We start from the raw sequence: 18,454 nt of genomic DNA on the forward strand, positions 1-18,454 counted from the left end.
CAGGAGTTGGAGCTGGTGCGGTTTATGATGATCTGCCTAAGGAGAAAATCAGGCCTTTGGGGGGCCGCCGTTTGCGCGGCGCTGGGCTGGCTGTTCCTGCCGCTCATGGCCTTTGCGGGCGAACCACTTCGCGCGATGGACATTGCCGGCCTGCCAACCAACGCGGCGTTTGCCCCCGCTTTCCAGTTTGCTGAGAACATAGACCCTGCCCGCGCACCTGAGGACGTGATCGCATCTGCTGGCACACTGGATTTCAAGCCAGCAGGCAGCAGGACGCCCCAATTCTCCGCCTGGCAGAGCGATGTATGGCTTCGCTTTGCGCTGAAGAATTCCAGCGCGGATGCGCAGTCCGCAAAGTTTGCCCTACGATTTCCCTATCTGCAGCGCACCGATCTTTTTGAAATACGCCCGGATGGCAGCCTGCACCAGAGCACCGCAGGATCTGCAGTTGCGGTGACGGGCACCGGCGTCGCAGCGGCCTATCCGGCTTATCATCTGCTTTTACCGCCCGGCGAAAGCCGGGAATACTTTATCCGGGTACGCAGCTCTTCCCTGATCGTTCTTCCGGTGATTATTGCTTCAGAAGCCAATTTTGCGCGCCACATCGCCTTGGAAACGCTGATCTGGAGCCTGATTATCGGCGCAGCCCTTTCCTTTGCAGTTTATGCGGGGTCCATGTCGTTTGCGGCAGCCAACGGATCATTTCGTATCTATATCTGCTTTGCCCTCTCGGTGGCGATCTATATCCTGCTTTCTTCAGGGCTCGTCTCCGCAATTTTCGGCATGCACCTGCATTTCAACTTCGGCCAGATCGTGTTCTTCACGCAAGCAATGATGATGGCCTTCGGCACCATGTTTATCATGGTGTTTCTCGGCATGGAGAAGCAGGCACCGCGCCTTTACCGTATATTCTATGCCATTGCCTTCATCAGTTCACTGACCGCCATAAGCGCGGGTCTCCCCTCCTGGATCGGACGGACCAGCTTTTACATCGCCACCGGAGCAGGCCCTGTCATCCTGGTGGCCGGGTTGGCAATCATGGCATCGAGCGGGGTTTCGGGAGCCCGCAGCGCGTTGATCGCCTGGCTGCCTTGCCTGCTGGCAACGATATGGATTCACCTGCGCATGGCCGGCGTTACGCCCTATCTGCCGATCAACCAGTTCCTGCTGCCGCTCGCCTTTGCGTTCATGCTGGCCTATCTGAGCGCTGTTCTGGGCGGACAGGCCCGGCAGGCCGAATTCTGGTCAAACTCAGATGCGATGACCGGACTTGGCAACCGGCGTCTGCTGGACCGGATCTGCGAACTGGAAAACCGCCAGACAAGCGAACGCTACAGCGCCGCCGTTGCGATCGACCTCGACAATTTCCGGCTGATCAATGAAACTTTTGGCCATGGCGCCGGGGACGCTGTTCTGGTGTCGATGGCCGAAAAGCTTCGGGCGCATTTTGGCGGCCGGGGCGACATTTTCCGGACAGGCGGGGACGAATTCCTGATCCTCGGATACCACTGGCAGAGCCGGATGGACATCATCACCCAGGCCAACGCCTTCCTGCAATCGGCCCAGGCCGCCCTGCAGCATGAGGAAAATTACATCAGCGTGAGCGCGAGCATCGGCATCGCCTTCCACGATCACCGGAGCGGCTTTGCCGGCATGCTGCGCCAGGCCGACGCAGAGCTATACCATGTCAAATCGTCCGGACGCGGCGTAATCCGCATCGCAGACCAGCGCAGCCGCGACCGCCGCCGCAGCGAACCTGTAATCTTTGCCGACAATGATCACACCGAAGACCGCGTCGCCCGGATGTTCGGCACGGCCAACCGGCACTGAACCGGCGCGGCGCCTAGACCAGAATTTCGTAGAGATCTGTTCTCCGGTCACGGAAGAATCCCCAGGCAGCCCTTGCCCGGTCGATATGGTCCAGATCGAAGGTAGCGAGAATCACGCCCTCTTGCTGGCGGTCCATATCCGTGACGATCTCGCCCGTCTCGTCAGTGATAAAGCTAGTCCCGTAGAAAACCTGCCCCTGCTCATCGCCGACACGGTTTGCCGCGACCACGGGAATGACATTCGCAACAGCGTGCCCCTGCATACCCCGGCGCCAGCGCGCGGCGGTATCAAGGGAAGCGTCCTGCGGCTCAGCGCCAATCGCCGTGGGATAGAGCAGCACATCAGCGCCCATCAGCGCCATTGAGCGGGCCGCCTCCGGGAACCACTGGTCCCAGCAGATGCCGACGCCGAGGCGGCCTTTCATCGTATTCCAGACGCGGAAGCCGGTATCACCCGGACGGAAGTAGAATTTTTCCTGATAGCCCGGCCCATCGGGAATATGGCTTTTGCGATAGACCCCAAGCGGCGTTCCATCTGCATCGATCACCACGATGGAGTTGAAATAGAGCGGGCCTTCCTTCTCATAGATCGAGACCGGAATGACCACACCAAGCTCTGCGGCAAGCTCCGAGAGCTGATGAACAGCCGGATGCTCCTGCCATTCGATCGCGCGGGCGAAATGCTCTTCTTCCTGCGTCTTGCAGAAATAATAGCCACAGAAAAGCTCCGGAGGCAGAATGACATCTGCGCCTTTGGCGGCGGCTTCGCGGACGAAACCAGCAACCCGGTCGATATTCTGCTGAATATCATCGGTGGGCGTGAACTGGATGGCGGCGAGCGTGATCGCACGGGTCATGGGCAGAGCCTCCTTCTCAGGCGGGGATTTCGCGGGTCATGCAGTGGAAGCTTCCACCGCCCGCCAGAATGGCACGCGCCGGCAGGCCGATAACTTCGCGGCCCGGAAACAGCGCCTTGAGTTCAGACAGGGCCACCGCCGAGAAGCGATCCTCATAGACGGGCACCAGAACAGCGCGATTGGTAATCGTGAAGTTCATATGGCTGGCCGGAACCGGCACGCCATCGCCGAAATGCACGAGGCCGGGCGAAGGGATGCTCGACACCATCAACCCGCTCGACACGAGCGTCCGCTCAATTTCCTGCAGGGTTTCGGCATTGGGGTCATTCCGGTCAGCCGGATGCTGGCAGAGCACATGGCCGGGCGCGATGAAGCGCGCGATGTTGTCGACATGGCCATCGGTATGGTCATTCATCAGGCCATCACCCAGCCAGATGAACTCATCCACGCCGAGGGCCGCCGTCAGGCTCGCCTCGATCTCCGCCTGAGAGAGGCTGGGGTTGCGATTGGGGTTGAGCAAGCATTGGCGGGTTGTCAGCAGGCGGCCTTCGCCGTCTGCATCGATGCCGCCGCCCTCCAGGATCAGGCCATGGCGGCGCGTGGGCAGGCCTTCCACGCCGGCAACGGCGCCGGCCGTCTCGGTGTCGCCGTCCATCAGATATTTGCCGCCCCAGCCGTTGAAGCGGAACACCTGCGCCTGGCGGGAAGCACCCGCGCCGGTCACGATCGGGCCGGTATCCCGCAGCCAGATATCGCCGGTCGGGATCTCCACGATCTCCCCTGCCCCGCCGGTGGCGAGCCGCACAGAGGCAGCCGCCTCCCGCGATCCGCAGGCAATCTTGACTGGCACATAGTCCGCCGCCTTGCGGATGAAGGCAGAGATTTCCGAGCGGGCTGCTGTCAGATCACCGCCCCATTCCTCGGCAAGGCGGGGCCAGCCGGCCCAAAGGGCCGCTTGCGGAGCCCATTCGGGCGGAAGATGCAGGGGTATATCAGTCATGTCATCCGGGCCTTGCCACAGCTTGGGTCAAACGAAAAGGGCGGCCCCGAAAGACCGCCCCCTCATATAGTGAGCCTTTAGCGGATTTCCGCTTAGAAGGTGTATTTCAGGCCGAGGCGGATCTGCCAGAGCGAAGCCGAGTTGATCGTCGAAGCGTCATCAACCGTTGGGCTGAACGAGGTGACAATCAGGCGGCCCTGTGCGTCGATCCCGCTGATCCCGTACAGCTGGGCGTTGCCCGGGAAGCCGTGCTCTTTCAGCAGGCCCCAGTCGTCGTTCAGAAGGTTGCCGACGTTGCGGATGACCACGAAGGCTTCGGTGCGGTCATCAGCGCGCAGGCCCGGGAACTCCTGGGCGAGACGGATATCGAAGCGCGAGCGCCACGGATCGGTCTGCGAGTTACGGTCAGCGATCGTACCGCGCATATCGCTCAGGTCGCTGTTGCTGTTGATGTAGTTCACGAGGTTCTGCACGGCCGTAGCATTGGAGGACGGCGACAGCACCGGGTCGTCTACCCCTGTCGGGATGTAGGCCAGGTTGCGGGCAGAGTTGTTACCCACAGTGAACGCATTGGTGCTGCCAATCGTGTAGCTGTAGGGCGCGCCCTCGTTGGCCGTTGCGAACAGCGATGCCTTCGTGGCGAAGTTCTTGATGAACTCTTTACGGAGGTTCAGGTTGAACGTGAACCGGTGCGGGATCACGTAGTCGCTGTTGCCGAGGTCCATGTTCACCGGATCGAAGGTCTGGACGTTCGACCAGTTCGAGAAAGCCACCGACGAGGTCATCGGGTTGACGTCCTTCGCCTGGGTGAAGGCGTAGCCAGCAGACCAGTCGATGCCGTTGCCATAGTCTTTCGACAGGCCAACCGACACAGTCCGTGCCCAGCCTTTCTCTTCGGCATTGGTGAGCAGGAAGTCGTTCGTGTTGCCCGTATAGACCGGACGGCCATCAGCCGCGATCCGGGTCTGGGTGAACGAGATGGGCAGGACGTAGGCGGCTTCGTTCGTTTTCGACACGAGGAAGTCGAGCATCAGGCGCCAGTTGTCACCATACCAGGCATCAGCCGAACCGAAGTCGATCACGGTGCCGAGGGCAGCTTTCCACTCGGACGGAATTTCGAAGTCCGGGTCGAGCGCGTTGACCGGGCCAGCGCCGGCCGATGCATCCGCTGCAGCCAGGGCCGCAATGGCTTCGTCAGGCACCGTGAAGAAGGGGTCGCCGCTGCCGAAGGTGAAGTTGCTGAGGTTCGTGCTGCGAACGCGGTAATCGAACAGCGTCACGCCGTTGTTCGAATAGTTGTTCGAGATCCAGACGTTGGGGTTGCCGCCCGAATAGAGACCGATACCGCCATGGAAGCGGATATCGTTCGAGAAGTCATACTTGAACCCAAGACGCGGCTGCAGAAGGTCGCGGCCATCCATCGTGGCATTGTTTGCGAAGCCGTAGGCCGACTGGAAGCGCGGGTTGAGCGCCGGCGCATCGCCCGACGTGTAGTAGTCGTAGCGCAGACCGCCGGTCAGTTCGAGCGCCGGCGTGACTTGCCATTTGTCCTGCAGGTAGAAGGTATTGATCTCGTAACCGAACTGGGCGGCGCCGTCGTTCGGATCGTTCGTGCCGGCGGCGTTCTGATAACGGAAGTCATCAATGTTGCCGGCCGCGAAATCGGAAATACCCGTTGCGCCGCCGTTTGAGGTTTGACCGAAGACCCACAAGCCGCGCGTTCTCTGGATGAAGGCGTTGAACACATCGAGTTCTTCGCGTTCTGCACCGAAGGTCAGGCGGTGGTCGCCGAGCTGCCAGTTGGCTTTCGCCTTGTAGACGTCGGACGTGTAGATCAGGTCGTTGAAGTGACGGCTGTCGTCAGCGCCGAGATAGATGGTGGAGGTGCCGCCAGCCGTGTTCGGGACGATGACCTGGACTTCACCCCAGCCGGAATCGCCGACAACAGGTTCCTGAACCATGTCGAACTCGACGCGGTTGAAGCGCAGTTCGGTGTTGAAATTGTCCGTCCAGTCAGAGTTCAGCGAAACCGCATAGCTCTCAAGCAGGCCACCGCGCTGGTAGAAGTGGTTGCCATCAGACACCTGGGTCGTGCTGGAGTCGGACGGGTTGAAGTTGAAGGCTTCGTTCTTGGTGTAGGAAATCGCGGCGCGGTGACGCTCGTTGATGTTCCAGTCGAGCTTGGCGAAGATCTTCTCGTCTTCCACCGGGATCGAGCTCGGGATGCCGCCGGCATCGTAGCCATACTGGTTCACGGCGATGTCGATGACCTGCTGGTACACAGCCGGGTCGATGCGGGCGAACTCAGGCGAGTTGTCGAACAGGTTGACCGCTTCGTTCTTCTCGTAGGAGCCGAAGAAGAACAGCTTGTCCTTGATGATCGGGCCGCCGATGTTGAAACCGTAGCGTTTGTCTTCGTAGTCCTGCGTGGCAATCTTGTTGCCTTCCACAGAGTCGCCGCGCAGGTCCTGGTTGGTGAAGTCGAAGAACAGGCCGCCATGGAACGAGTTGGTGCCCGACTTGGTGACGGCGTTGATGTTACAGGCAGTGAACAGGCCGTATTCAACATCGAACGGCGCCAGCTCGACCGACACTTGCTGGATCGAGTCATAGCCGAAGGGCATGCTCTCGGTCGGGTACCCGTTCGAGTTGAGACCGAAGCTGTCCGAGAGGCGCGAGCCGTCAACGGTCAGCGAGTTGTAGCGCGGGTTGGCACCGGCGCAGGAGATGGCATCCACGAAGCCATCGTCGATATAGATGCGCGGGTCGAGGCGCAGGGCATCTTTCAGATCGCGCGAGATGGCCGGAATGTTCTGAAGGGTGTCGAGGTTGTAGCTGCTGGACGGGCCGGTTGCCACATTGGCAATGGCCGCAGAACCGGTGACCACAACGGTGTCGAGACGGGCGGTGTCGTCGGCAGCAGCCGTCACGATGTTAACAACGGAGGTTTCACCCAGGCCGGTGTACACGTTCTCGACGCGGCTGGTGACGATGCCATTGCCCGAAACGGTGAAGCTGAACGGACCGCCGATACGCAGGTTCTGCGCAGTATAGAGGCCGTTCGAAGCGGTGGTCGCCGTCGTAACCGTACCTGTGGGTTCATGAACGACAGTAACGGTGGCGCCAGCAACAGGCTGTCCTGCCGAATCCGTTACGACACCGCGAGCGTCAGACGTGGTTACCTGAGCATAGACGGCAGCCACCGGCGCAAGCGCCGCGAGCGCTGCAATCGATGCGCTGCGCGCAAAGAAATTCTTGATCATTTGGAGTTCCCCGAATTTCAACCATCACCACAGCCCCCTCGCGAGACCGGGTTTGGCGAGGCCTTAACCCCGCTGAGTGACAGATTAGTGACAAGCGTTTGAAGGTTCAGCATCCCATTTCGGCTCGCGTACGGTTTTTCCGTTGCGATGCAAAAATGACACGCTGTTAATACGCTGGAGCCCTCCGGGAGCGGCCTCTACCCCTGTATCTGTGCCGATAATGCGGCCATAAGACAGGCACCAACCTCCCTGGAAGCGGCAATGACCAATTTGACAGCACCCAAGCCTCCTCAGATCTTTGAATGGCTCACCCTGGCGGCCCTTGGCCTGCTGCTGATTCTGCGAATCATTGCGGTCATCGTCTCCCCGCTCGAACTCTATGCCGACGAGGCCCAATACTGGCGCTGGGGCCAGAAGCTGGAATGGGGCTATTATTCCAAGCCGCCAATGATCGCCTGGGTGATCCATCTGACCACGGCACTGTTCGGAATACACGAATGGTCGGTGCGGCTGGCTGCGCCCCTGCTCCACACGGCGGCGGCGGGCCTCATCTTCCTGACAGGGCGCACGATGCTGGACGCGCGCGCAGGCTTCTTTGCCGCCCTGCTCTATGCGCTGATGCCGTCTGTGGTGCTCTCCTCCAATGTGCTGTCGACAGATGGCGTGCTGATGCCTTTCTGGTGCGCCGGACTTTATCTTCTCTGGCGCCTGCGCAGCGGTGAGGGAAGCTGGGTGTCTGCCGCGCTGCTCGGCGGCGTGATCGGCGCGGGGATGCTGTCCAAATATGCGATGCTGTATTTCCTGATCGGCCTGGCGCTTGCCTGCCTCGCCGACGCGCCGACCCGGCGGGCAATCCTTACGCCGCGCGGCCTGCTGGCCGGCCTTATCGCCGCGCTGATCGTGGCGCCGCATTTTGCCTGGAATGCTGCCAATGATTTTGCCACCGTCAGCCACACGGTCGACAATGCCAATCTTGGCGGCGACCTGTTCAATCCGGAAAACGCTCTGACCTGGTTTGCAGACCAGCTTGGCATGTTCGGACCGGTCAGCTTCCTGGCGCTGCTGGCCGGCCTGTTCCTCCACCGGTCGCGCCGGGGCGAGGAGGCCAGCCCTGAGCGCTGGCTGCTCTGCTTTATCCTGCCGGTACTGATCTTCATCCTCGGCCAGGCGATTCTCTCGCGCGCGCATGCCAACTGGACCGCCACGGCCTATCCCGGCGCGGCGCTGCTGGTGGCCATCTGGTTCAGCCGGGGCATGGCCCTGACATTGTGGGCGAGCCTGGGGCTGAACCTGCTGGTCGCAGGGCTGTTCATGGCGATGACGCTGCTGCCGCCTGCCTCCACGACCGATCTGGGGCTGGACAATGCCATGAAGCGGACCCGCGGCTGGGAAGCTTCTGCCCAGCAGGTGTTTGCAGAGGCCGAGCGCCTCGGCGCCACTGCCGTGCTGATGGATGAACGCGAGGCCTGGCATGGGCTGGACTTCTATGCCCGCGACCGGACGCTGCCCCTGATTTCCTGGCGCCGCTATCCCGGCCCCAAGAGCTTTTCGGAGAGGCAGCCCCTGGAGGGCGCGATTGCCGAACGTGTGCTGATCGCTTCGGTTCATCCGGATATGCGGCCACGTCTGCGCAGTGATTTTGCTAGCTTCGAGCCGGTTGGCCAGGTGCGGATAGACCTTGGCAAGCGCGGGAATGGCTGCCCGATCAGCCGGGTTTTCCAGCTCTATATCGGAGAGGGGTACAACCCGCCCGCGCGCACGCGGGAATGGGAGAACCAGTTCATCGGCGAGATAGAATTCCCGGAACCACCCTGCCCGACAGCCGCCTATGGCGGCTGAAAGGGTTCAGAGCGCCGGAGCCTTCGTGCCCCACACTTCCATGAGACGCTGATCGCGCCCGCAGGCTTCACGCATGCTGGCATATTTCGAAGCGTTCTTCACATGGTAGTCCTGATAGTGGTCGTCGGCAGGCCAGAAGACCGTCAGTGGGCGGATTTCGGTGACCACATCCTGGCCCAGCGCGCGCTGCGCACCGGAAACGGTGGCAACGGCCGCATTCCGCTCGCTGCCCCCGGAAACGAAGATCGCGCTGCGGAATGGTTCGCCCTTGTCACAGAACTGGCCAGTATCGTCGGTGGGGTCGATGGTGCGCATGAAGTTGGCCGCCAGGGTTTCATAGGAAATCCGTGACGGGTCGTAGGTGACCTTGACCGCTTCGTAATGTCCGGTTTCGCCAGATTCAACCTGCTTACGGGTCGGGCGATCAGCGCTGCCGCCGGTATAGCCCACAACCGTCTCGATCACGCCGCTCATCTGGTCGAAATCAGCTTCGACACAAGCAAGGCATCCGCCGGCAAAAACAGCCGTTGCCACACGAATCGGGGCGTCTTCGGCCCGGCGATCGTCGATGCCCCCGCCTGACATGAACGCGATGCTCGAAGCGGCGAGCCCCGAAGCAACGGCAATAAGGACGGCGGGACGATTGGTAAGCACGCTGGACTGTTAACTCTTACTTTGCCGGCACCCGAAGGGGCACTTGTACACGGCAAATCCGAATTAGTTGCTACAGGCGGCACAAAAAAGGCATCAAATGCGTAATGATGTATTTTATCTCGCGGATGTGACCTGATGCACACAAGGCAGTCAGGCAGGATCTTCAGTCAGCACACGGACCCGCACCCGGCTGGACCGTCCGGCCCCATCGACCGCCGTTACAAGATAAAAGCCCGGCTGATCCGGCCGCCAGACCGGCGCGCCGGCGTCATCGAGGGCCGCCGGCTGCCCATCAATGAACCAGCTGAGCGCGCCCGCGCCCCGGCCGGCGAGAACAAAAGGCCGCGGCGCGCGCCCGTCCACCGTGCCTGCCCAGAGTTCAGCGCCTTGGGGCGGAAAGAGAATTTCTGGCGGCCGGTCAGTTGAGAAGGCACGCAAGGCCCCTTTTGACGGGGTCAGCGGCGCAGCGCTGAGGCGCAGCTCGCTGTCGCCATCGTCGCGCAGATGATGCGCCGCCCGGTCAGCCATTTCGAAGAGGATGGGCAAAGCGATGTCGCGTCCTGTGACGCCGGTGCGCGGGGCGCCGTCTGCCCGGCCCACCCAGACGATGATCACATGCTGGCCGGAAACCGCCGCCGCCCAGGCATCGCGGTAGCCATAGGAGGTGCCGGTCTTGAAGGCGATCTGGGGCGCGTCCTGTGTCAGGCGGCCCGGCATACGGCCTTCCGGCGAAGGCGAGCCCTGCAGGATACGGAGAATTTCAGCCGCGCTGGCCTCCCCCATCAGGCGGCGGCCAGGATCGCCCAGGCTCGCGCGTTCTTCCTCTGCCCGCCAGACGAGCGGCTTGGCCACCCCGCCATCGCCAAGCGCCGCATAGAGCACCGCCAACTCACGCGCGGTGAGCCCGGCGCCGCCCAGGGCAATCGCCAGACCGGCCGCCTGCCCCCTGGCGCCGGAGACACGCGGCCGCGCGCCGGCAATCGCCAGCTGCGCCGAGAAACGTTCAGCGCCCACCCGGTCCAGCATCAGAACCGCCGGCACATTCAGCGAATGCTGCAGGGCGTCGGAAACCCGCACATCGCCATGGAACATCCGGTCGAAATTCTCAGGCTGGTATCCGGCGAAGCGGCTGGGCAGATCCTGAATGCGCGTATCCGCAGAGGCCGTGCCATCATCGAAGGCGAGCGCATAGATGAAGGGTTTGAGCGTCGAGCCGGGCGAGCGCGGACGGTTGGTGAGGTCGAGCCAACCTCCTGCCCGATCCCGCGAGGCCGATCCGACGAGGGCGCGCACCGCGCGCGTCGGCACGTGCACGACAATGGCGGATATCTGCACATCCGTCCCTTCAAGCTGCGCCCGCGTAAGCGCGATGCGTTCCAGCTCCGCCTGCAAGGCGGCGTCCAGGGTCGAGCGGACATCCTCGCGCGGGCCGCTGGCCAGCACAGCGTCCGCGCCATGCCAGGCACGGCCCGGGAAATCCAGGCGGCGGGCGGGGATGGCGCTCGCAGCGGCTTCCAGCGCGTCATTCTCGGAGAAGACACCATAGCGGGCAAGCTTCTCTGCCACCCAGTCGCGCGCACGGGCGGCAAATTCAGGCCGCCGGTCAGGCCGGCGCACTTCCGGAGATTGGGGAAGCGCGATCAGCAGTGCAATTTCGTCAGTAGACAGCCGGTCTGCCTCATGCCCGAAATAGCTCCAGCTGGCCGCACGCACGCCTTCCAGGTTCCCGCCATAGGGCGTGAGCGAGAGATAGAGCTCAAGGATCTCCCTTTTGGAGAGGCGGCGCTCAAGCTGGTTGGCCCGCCAGATCTCGATCAGCTTGGAGCCGGCATTGCGCGGGCGCGGCTCCAGCATCCGCGCGGTCTGCATGGTCAGGGTCGAGCCACCCGAGACGATCTGCCCGGCTGCGGCACTGTCAAACGCGGCGCGCAGCAGGCCCAGCCAGTCCGTGCCGTGATGATCCCAGAAGCGCTTGTCTTCAACGCGGATCAGCGCATCGACGAAATCCGGGTCGATCTGATCAAGGTCCACACCGAAGCGCCAGCGGCCATCCGGCGTCGGGAACGCCCTCAGCGGCTTGCCGGCCCGGTCGGTCACCAGCACGGAAACGCCCCCCGCCCTTTCAAGGGGCGGAGGGAAGATCACGTCAATCAGCAGGACGGCCGCAATCAGCGCGGCCAGCCCGGCAAGGAGGCGTTTCGGCACATGCTGGCCCAAACGGCCCTCCCTCCGGTCAGCGGCCGCCGGCTGCGCCTTGCGCGGCAAGCACGGTCACACGGCCGGGCGCCGAACGGGCGAAGACGTCGGGGCGGTACATATCCTCGGCCACAACACCGGGGATGGCAAAGCTGCCCGGGCTGACGGCGCGGACGACATAGGCAAGCGTCACCGGGTTCTCGGTCACATCGATCGCCGCCACGAAGCGGTCATCCTGGGACTGAGAGCTTTGCGGCCGGGCGATTTCGCCCAGGAAACCGAAGGCCCCGGCGCGCACACGGTCTTCTCCCGTCCGCCAGTCATACTCCACCAGCCGTCCATCGGCAGGGCGCAGGATCGCCTCGATCTCGAAGCCGGCCGGCAGCAGGTCTGCCACGATGACCGGGTTCACGCGGCGCTCCTCTGGCGTGATGGTCAGAGCCACAACGACACGCTCGCCCTGACGGATCTGGTCAAGCTGCATCTGCTCACCGCCCAGGCCATAGAAGCGCTTGTCGGCGCTGAGCTTGGACGAGGCGGCAGGCGGCGGCGCCGACGGGGCCCCGGTCACCAGCACGGTGCGGAAGAGAGGCGCATCACCGCCAAGGCGGAGGCTGACGCCGCTGCGGGCCTGGGCTTCAGTCAGGCTGTACTGGCGCTGATTGTCATTGCCCGTGCCGAGCCCTTCGGCCTTCACCTGAACATTGGCTTCGCCCTTGCCGAGGCTGTTCACGGCAAGGAGAAGATAGGCCTTCTCCTGCGTTGTCAGGCTGGGCGCATCAGGCACGTCCTTGCCGAGACGTTCGCCGAGACGGCCCACAACATCCGGGATCTGAGCTTCGCCGGCGAGGGCCACGATGGCGGCCAGATCGCGCAGAGGGGTCTGGTAATAATCGCCCGTATTGCGATAGCCGAGCTTCTGCTCCGCAGACTTGAACGCCGAGGCGGCGCGTGCCCGGTCGCCAAGATAGGCCAGGCCTGCCCCGATATGGGCGCGGGCCAGCGGGCTCTCGATATTGCTCAGTTCCCGGTCATGCAGGTAACGCAGGCGTGAGATGTCGGCCTCGCCGGCCTTGGCCAGCACATACAGCGCATAGGCCGAGGAGCGGTACATCATCTGCTGTACGCTGTCGTTGGAATAGCGGCTTTCATACACATCGGTGTCATAGCCATACACGCGCCAGGTATCCCCGGTGGCAACCGTGCGCAGCGCGCCATAGGCCCGCGTCAGGGCTTCTTCCGGCACGGCATAGCCTGCCTCCTTGGCGCGGAAGATGAAGTCCGTCGCATAGGCGCCGAGCCAGGGGCTGGCATAGCCGTCCCCTTCCCGCCAGAGACCGAACGCGCCGTCCGCCCCCTGACGGTTCAGCACGGTGTTCACCGCCGTCTGGATCTTGTCGCGCGGATTATCCCGCGCCTCCCTGGCGCCCATCGAGACGAGTTGTTCCGAATAGAGCAGCGGCACGGCGCGGCTGGTGATCTGCTCGGTGCATCCATAGGGATAGCGGTCGAGCGAGGCATAAAGCGTCGGCGCATCAATCGGCAGCGGCGAGAAGCCCACCGATATTTCCGCAGACCCTGGCACAAAGCCGGCCAGTGCCGCCTGGCTGATCGAGAAAGTCTCACCCGGCCGCATCAGCTGCGTGGTGGCCCGCGTTACCGGCAGATAGGGCGAGCGCGTCTGGATTTCATAGGTCCGGTCGGTCTTGTAATTATCCGGGCCGCTGACATTCAGGCTGAGGCTTGAAATGCCTTCACCCGAGGCCGAGACGCGCACCGGAATATCCGCGCGCTGACCTTTCTGCAGGGTGCGCATCAGGGCCGCCTCAGCCACGCTGATCTGGCCAGTGCCCGCAACCCGCGCATTGAACTGGCCGCTGGCAAGCTCAACGTTATCGATGCTCGCGGTGATGATCGCCTCATCCCCCGGCGCCAGGAAGCGCGGCATGACAAGATCGGCCGGCGCGCGGTCACGCACGGTCATCTTCTTGTCGGCAGACCCTACCCCGGCTTTCGACCAGGCCACCGCCATGATCCGCAGCTGGCCGTTGAACTCGGGGATATCAAGACGAATGCGCGCCTTGCCCGACCGGCCCACCTCGACGAGGCCGGAATAGAGTACGACCGACTTCACCGGAACGACTGAGAGCCCTTCTCCGCCAAGCTGGTCACCGCCGGAGCGGACCTCCGCCGGCATGCCGAGATTGGGATCAAGCAGGCGGCCGTAATCGTCATAGAGCTCCACGCCGAGCGCCTTGCGGCCAAAATAATGGGCCACCGGATCGGGCGATTTGAACTTGGTGAGCTGCAGGATGCCTTCGTCCACGGCGGCCACGGTGAGGAAGACCGGTTCGCGCGGCCCGCCCTTGATGTCGATCTCCACCATCTGCTCCGCGCGCGGGCGGGCGAGATCGGGCGAATTGATCGTCAGGGCAAAGGTGCGGGCGGCCATATCCACCGGCACATGAGCAATGCCCACCGCGCGGCGCGGCTTTGCCCGCAGAACCGGATCGCGGCCCGAATAGACCGTCACCATGACATAGGCGCCTTCGCCCCATTCTTCCGTAACCGGAAGGGTGATACGGGTGCCCGACGCGCTGACGGCCAGGTTCTGAACTGACAGCACACGGTCTGTAGCGACGACGACCTGCGCCTGGCCGTCATATGGCGGCAGGATCGTCAGCTCGGCATTCTGGCCCACTTTTGGGGTTTTCTCAGCGGCGACGACCTTCACGCGGTCTGGCGCTTCGGTGCCATCCGCGCTCGCCCAGCCGCCCCAGCCGACATAGAAGCTGGTGGAAGCGCCAACCGACGCATTGGGGCCCAGGCCTTCGACGACGAGTTCATGGCTGCCCCAGTCGAGCGCGGGCACCTTGATCTCGGCAGTTCCCCCGGCAGGCGTGTTGACGACGCCCTCATTGACCTTGGTGACCGTGCGCGAGCGGCGCCAGTTCCAGCTGTCGCCTTCCCGGTACCAGTCATAATGGAAGTCCACCTGCAGCACTTTCCAGCTGAGCCGCTGGGCCGAGGCTTCGCCATCGGCGTTGACGGCGACGACTTCGAACGTCGCTTCGCCGCCTTCCTGCACGGAGCTGTCAAAGCCCGGCTTGAGGCCGACATAGAGGTTTTCCGGCCGGTAGGGCACGCGGACGCTTTCGGATACGGCGCGGCCACCGGGCTCCAGCACGCTGACAACCGTGTTGAGGCGCAGCGGAATACCGGAATTGGAACCAGCCGTGCCGGGTGAGAGCCGCACCAGCGCCTTGCCCGCGCCATCGGTGGTCACATCGTCAAATTCCAGGATCTGCTGCTCGAAGGTCTGGTCATGGCGGCCATAGGTAAAGCCTTCAAACGCCTTGAAGGGTTTGGGGTCGGGCTCCATCCGCGCTTCGGTTTTCACCGTCAGGCCAGCGCCGGGCGCGCCATAGAGGAAGCGGGCGGCAATATCGACAGGGCGCGTGGCGCCCGCCTTCATTGGCTTTTCCTGATCGGCAGTCACATCCACCGCAATGCGCTGAGGCACGAAGTCCTCGACCGCAAAACGCATTTCGCCGGCAGGGGCAGACAGCCCGTCAATCTCGATGCTGGCGCGCCATTCGCCGCGCGAGGCCCCGCGCGGAACTGCGAAGCTCTGGGTCACTGCGCCGGATTTGGGATCGGTGAACCGGGTCTTGGAGGCGACGAGCCCGTTCGGACGATAGATCACCAGATGGCCATTGCGGCCTGTAACCTGGCGGCCGGCCCGGTCGCGCAGCATGGCGGTCAGCTCGACCGTTTCGCCGGGGCGGTAGATGCCGCGGTCGGAATAGACATAGGCGTCCACCGGGCCGGGCGTGCGGCGCCCGCCGACGGTATATTCGGAGAGATCCACCGGAGAACGGTTGAGATCAAGCGCGGCGAGCTCGCCCTTGGCATTGGTGGCAACGACCAGCCGGGGCGCCATTGTGCCCTTGCCGCTCATCAGCGGCTTGTCGAAGGAGACGCGGCCCGCGGCATCGGGCTTCTTCTCGGCCAGAACCGTGTTGTTGGACGCGATCAGCTGGACGGTGGCATCGCTGACCGTCTTGCCATCCTTCAGGGAGCGGAGGGTTACGTCGAGCCCCTGCTCTCCATAATAGGCCGTCAGCGCCAGATCGGTCAGCAGGATCCAGCGGCCGGAAGCGGCGGGCGGGCCTTCGGAATCGGTGATCTTGGCAGCATCTTCAACGCGGACGAAATACGCGCCGGGCTTCATCGGGCCGACAACATCCTGCAGCGGAAACACCGTGATGACAGGCGCGTTCTGGACATTGGCCACGTCCATCTTGCCGGAGAAGATCTCCTCGCCGACATCTTCAGGCGAATCTTCCCCCCAAAGCCAGGACCATTGACCCTGCCGGGTCGTCTGCCCTTCGCCGACATTCTTGAACACGATGGCGCGGTCGTTGACGCGGGTGACGGTGACTTTCACCTCATCGACATTGACAGTTTCCACCGGCAAGCCATCGGCATTCTCCCGCGGCAGGATGACGCCCGTGCCCTTGAAACCGACGAAAGCGGGGCGGTCTGCAAAGTCGATGGGGACGGTTTCGCCGCGTTTCAGGGTACGGCCATCTGCGGCGGGGAGACCGGCGAGGATGGTGGCGGTGCGGCTGGTGCCGAAGGCGAGCCCGCCGACGCAAAGCTCGCGGCCTTCCACGGTGAGGGCGGCGCGGAAGGAGGGGCGGAATTCGACATAGGGAGAATAGTCGGTCTGCGGATCAAGGGCGGCCGAAAACACAAAACAGGCAAGAGGTTGCTCGGTCGAAGTGTCGATCCGGTAGCGGAAATAGGAGAAGTCCTGCGTCTCGGCTTCACGGGCCTTGCGGCGGGCTTCTTCGCGTTTGCGGGCGGCAACCTGGTCAGACGGAGAGCGTTCGACCAGCACGGTGGCATCAGCATCCTCATCCGCCGTCTTGCCGGTCTGCGAGCCGCCACATGCGGCGAGACCTGCCAAAAACAGAGAAAAAACAAACGTCTTGAGACCCTTCAGAGTCCCGCGAGCCTGCAATGCCATGATATACGTCCTCCGAAGTCCGCCCACCTCACCTTACACCCGATAAGGTCGGCGCCAACAGGGCGCGAATGCGGCTAAGGCGCGAAAATCAGGGAAATATTTTGTCGGACTCTGCGGCCAGAATCGCGGCGAGGCCCTCCCGGTACGTCGGATAGGCCGGGCGCCACCCCAGGGCGGCCTTCGCCCGCGCATTGGAGACCCGCTTGCACTCGGCATAGAAGCTTGCCGCCATGGGGGACAAGTCAGCGTCCTCAAACGCAATTTCCGGCGGCGGCGCAATGCCAAGTAATTCCGCCGCATAGGTGATCACATCCTGCGGCGGGGCGGGCAGCTCGTCACAGAGATGAAAAACCCCCGTGACGTCAGGGCGAAGCATCAGCGCCTCCAGACCCGAAGCGATGTCATCGACATGCACGCGGGAAAACACCTGCCCTTCCTTGACAATGCGCCGGGCGGTGCCGTCGCGCAGCCGGTCGAAGGCAGACCGGCCGGGTCCGTAGATACCCGGCAGGCGGACAAGGCGGGCCTTACCCCCCGTCAGCGCCTGCCATTGTCCCTCAGCTTTCACCCGCGCCGCGCCCCTAGGCGAGGCCGGCGAAACCGGGCTCCACTCGGTCACCCAGCCGCCTTTCATGTCCCCATAGACGCCCGTTGTGGACAGGTAGGTGACACTTTCGGACAAATCCGGACAGCTTGCGGCAGCCTGCGCCGCCGGGCAGCCCTCCTTGCCCGGCGGCAGCGTGACCAGCCAGTGCGCGCCCGGCGGCAGGTCCAGCGGACCCTCCCCCGGCCAGACCTGCGCCGCGATGCCCCGCGCCCGGAGCGCGGCGGCCTTGGCCTCGCTGCGGACGGTTCCGGCAACCTGCCAGCCTGCTGCCATCAGGCGGTTGGCCAACTGCTGGGCAGAGTAGCCAAATCCGAAAACAAACAGCAGAGATGGCTGAGATGTCATTTGCCAAGGGTGCTCCGATTGCGCCTAAGAACAATGAGATAGAGGCTTTGGAGTGTCCTGCCCATGTCGCTGATTGCCATGGCCGCCGGTGCGGCGCTTTTCCTGCAGCAGAATGCCAGCGCCGAGTTTGCCGCTGCTGAAGCCAGACGGCTGGAAGCCTGCGTTGCCAAGATCGAGCAGGCACCGGACGAGGCTTATGAGGATGGCCTGGCCTGGACCTTCGAGGGTAACCGCCCCGGCGCACGCCAGTGCACCGCCCTCGCCCTGATCGCCCTTGGCAGCGTGGAAGAAGGCGCCGTGCGGCTGGAGAACCTCTCGATGTCGAGCGATGGCGGCACGATGGAACAGCGCGCGATCTATCTTTCGCAGGCGGGCAATGCCTGGCTGCAGATCGGCGCGGCAGAGGCGGCGGCCGTTTCCTTCTCCGAAGCGCTGAAACTGGCACCAGGCGAGAATGACCTGCTGCTCGACCGGGCAACGGCCTATATGCTGATCGACAAATGGGATGAGGCGCTGGTGGATCTCAACACCGCCATTGCTAACGAACCCGGCGACGCGATTGCCTACCAGATGCGCGCCGAAGTTCACCTCAACAAGGACGCCCTCGACCTCGCCCTGAAGGACGTGGAAACCTCCATGGCCGCCGACCCGAAGAATATCGACACCCTGCTGGTGCGCGGCCGCGTGCGCGAAGCGATGCGGATCAAGGCGGGGAATTGAGCCCGCGCGCCTGAAGGCGGACGGGGGCGGACAAGGCGGGTAGCTGTCCGCGGATTGTTTGGACCGGACGGTCCTGTCCCCCCGCCTCACCACCTGCGTCACACCCGAT

At 63.3% G+C, this 18,454-nt stretch carries 10 protein-coding genes; 3 read left to right on the forward strand and 7 right to left on the reverse strand.

Translation table 11 applies throughout. The features are described 5' to 3' along the window. The first annotated feature begins 24 nt into the window (after nucleotides 1-24). The gene (locus tag ACQKI2_RS15595; protein ID WP_427380548.1) at nucleotides 25-1,830 is read left to right on the forward strand and encodes a diguanylate cyclase domain-containing protein; all 1,806 of its coding nucleotides are present in this window, start codon (nucleotides 25-27) and stop codon (nucleotides 1,828-1,830) included. A 13-nt stretch (nucleotides 1,831-1,843) separates the two neighbouring features. On the opposite strand, the gene aguB is transcribed toward ACQKI2_RS15595, so the two are convergent. From aguB to ACQKI2_RS15610, 3 genes are all read right to left on the reverse strand, one after another. Then, entirely contained in the window at nucleotides 1,844-2,686 is an 843-nt protein-coding gene (gene aguB, locus ACQKI2_RS15600) for an N-carbamoylputrescine amidase (RefSeq protein ID WP_427380550.1), read from the reverse strand. 16 nt (nucleotides 2,687-2,702) lie between these two features. Beyond that, nucleotides 2,703-3,686 (reverse strand): agmatine deiminase family protein, encoded by a 984-nt coding sequence (locus tag ACQKI2_RS15605; protein WP_427380552.1) that lies wholly within the window; start codon nucleotides 3,684-3,686, stop codon nucleotides 2,703-2,705. A gap of 92 nt (nucleotides 3,687-3,778) precedes the next feature. Then, nucleotides 3,779-6,949, reverse strand: a complete 3,171-nt coding sequence (locus ACQKI2_RS15610) for a TonB-dependent receptor (RefSeq protein WP_427380554.1) — start codon at nucleotides 6,947-6,949, stop codon at nucleotides 3,779-3,781. 261 nt (nucleotides 6,950-7,210) lie between these two features. Here ACQKI2_RS15610 and ACQKI2_RS15615 point away from each other — a divergent pair, with 261 nt between their 5' ends. Beyond that, nucleotides 7,211-8,788, forward strand: coding sequence for an ArnT family glycosyltransferase (locus ACQKI2_RS15615; RefSeq protein WP_427380556.1), 1,578 nt, complete (start codon nucleotides 7,211-7,213; stop codon nucleotides 8,786-8,788). Nucleotides 8,789-8,794: 6 nt separating this feature from the next. Here the strand turns inward: ACQKI2_RS15615 and msrA are convergent, their stop codons facing one another. The 4 genes from msrA to ACQKI2_RS15635 form a co-directional block, all read right to left on the reverse strand. After that, the gene (gene msrA / locus ACQKI2_RS15620) at nucleotides 8,795-9,442 is read right to left on the reverse strand and encodes a peptide-methionine (S)-S-oxide reductase MsrA (RefSeq protein ID WP_427380558.1); all 648 of its coding nucleotides are present in this window, start codon (nucleotides 9,440-9,442) and stop codon (nucleotides 8,795-8,797) included. A 150-nt stretch (nucleotides 9,443-9,592) separates the two neighbouring features. Next, complete coding sequence (gene pbpC / locus ACQKI2_RS15625) at nucleotides 9,593-11,659, reverse strand: penicillin-binding protein 1C (RefSeq protein WP_427380560.1); 2,067 nt, start codon at nucleotides 11,657-11,659, stop codon at nucleotides 9,593-9,595. Between the two features lie 16 nt (nucleotides 11,660-11,675). After that, nucleotides 11,676-16,673: an alpha-2-macroglobulin family protein gene (locus ACQKI2_RS15630; protein WP_427380561.1), complete on the reverse strand. Its 4,998-nt coding sequence runs from the start codon at nucleotides 16,671-16,673 to the stop codon at nucleotides 11,676-11,678. 88 nt (nucleotides 16,674-16,761) lie between these two features. Then, nucleotides 16,762-17,625 carry an SDR family oxidoreductase gene (locus tag ACQKI2_RS15635; protein WP_427380562.1) on the reverse strand — a complete coding sequence of 288 codons (864 nt, stop codon included), beginning with the start codon at nucleotides 17,623-17,625 and terminating at the stop codon, nucleotides 16,762-16,764. Nucleotides 17,626-17,688: 63 nt separating this feature from the next. Between ACQKI2_RS15635 and ACQKI2_RS15640 the strand changes: the two genes are divergently transcribed. Continuing rightward, entirely contained in the window at nucleotides 17,689-18,345 is a 657-nt protein-coding gene (locus tag ACQKI2_RS15640; protein ID WP_427380563.1) for a tetratricopeptide repeat protein, read from the forward strand. Nucleotides 18,346-18,454 lie beyond the last annotated feature (109 nt).

The sequence above is a fragment of the Hyphomonas sp. NPDC076881 genome (assembly GCF_050269995.1).
Classification (GTDB): domain Bacteria; phylum Pseudomonadota; class Alphaproteobacteria; order Caulobacterales; family Hyphomonadaceae; genus Hyphomonas.

What these genes read in the sequence shown, in the direction of transcription:
- ACQKI2_RS15595 (WP_427380548.1), top strand. Translation starts at nt 25, where the DNA reads ATGATGATCTGCCTAAGGAGAAAATCAGGCCTTTGGGGGGCCGCCGTT.
- aguB (WP_427380550.1), bottom strand. Translation starts at nt 2,686, where the DNA reads ATGACCCGTGCGATCACGCTCGCCGCCATCCAGTTCACGCCCACCGAT.
- ACQKI2_RS15605 (WP_427380552.1), bottom strand. Translation starts at nt 3,686, where the DNA reads ATGACTGATATACCCCTGCATCTTCCGCCCGAATGGGCTCCGCAAGCG.
- ACQKI2_RS15610 (WP_427380554.1), bottom strand. Translation starts at nt 6,949, where the DNA reads ATGATCAAGAATTTCTTTGCGCGCAGCGCATCGATTGCAGCGCTCGCG.
- ACQKI2_RS15615 (WP_427380556.1), top strand. Translation starts at nt 7,211, where the DNA reads ATGACCAATTTGACAGCACCCAAGCCTCCTCAGATCTTTGAATGGCTC.
- ACQKI2_RS15630 (WP_427380561.1), bottom strand. Translation starts at nt 16,673, where the DNA reads ATGGCATTGCAGGCTCGCGGGACTCTGAAGGGTCTCAAGACGTTTGTT.
- ACQKI2_RS15635 (WP_427380562.1), bottom strand. Translation starts at nt 17,625, where the DNA reads ATGACATCTCAGCCATCTCTGCTGTTTGTTTTCGGATTTGGCTACTCT.
- ACQKI2_RS15640 (WP_427380563.1), top strand. Translation starts at nt 17,689, where the DNA reads ATGTCGCTGATTGCCATGGCCGCCGGTGCGGCGCTTTTCCTGCAGCAG.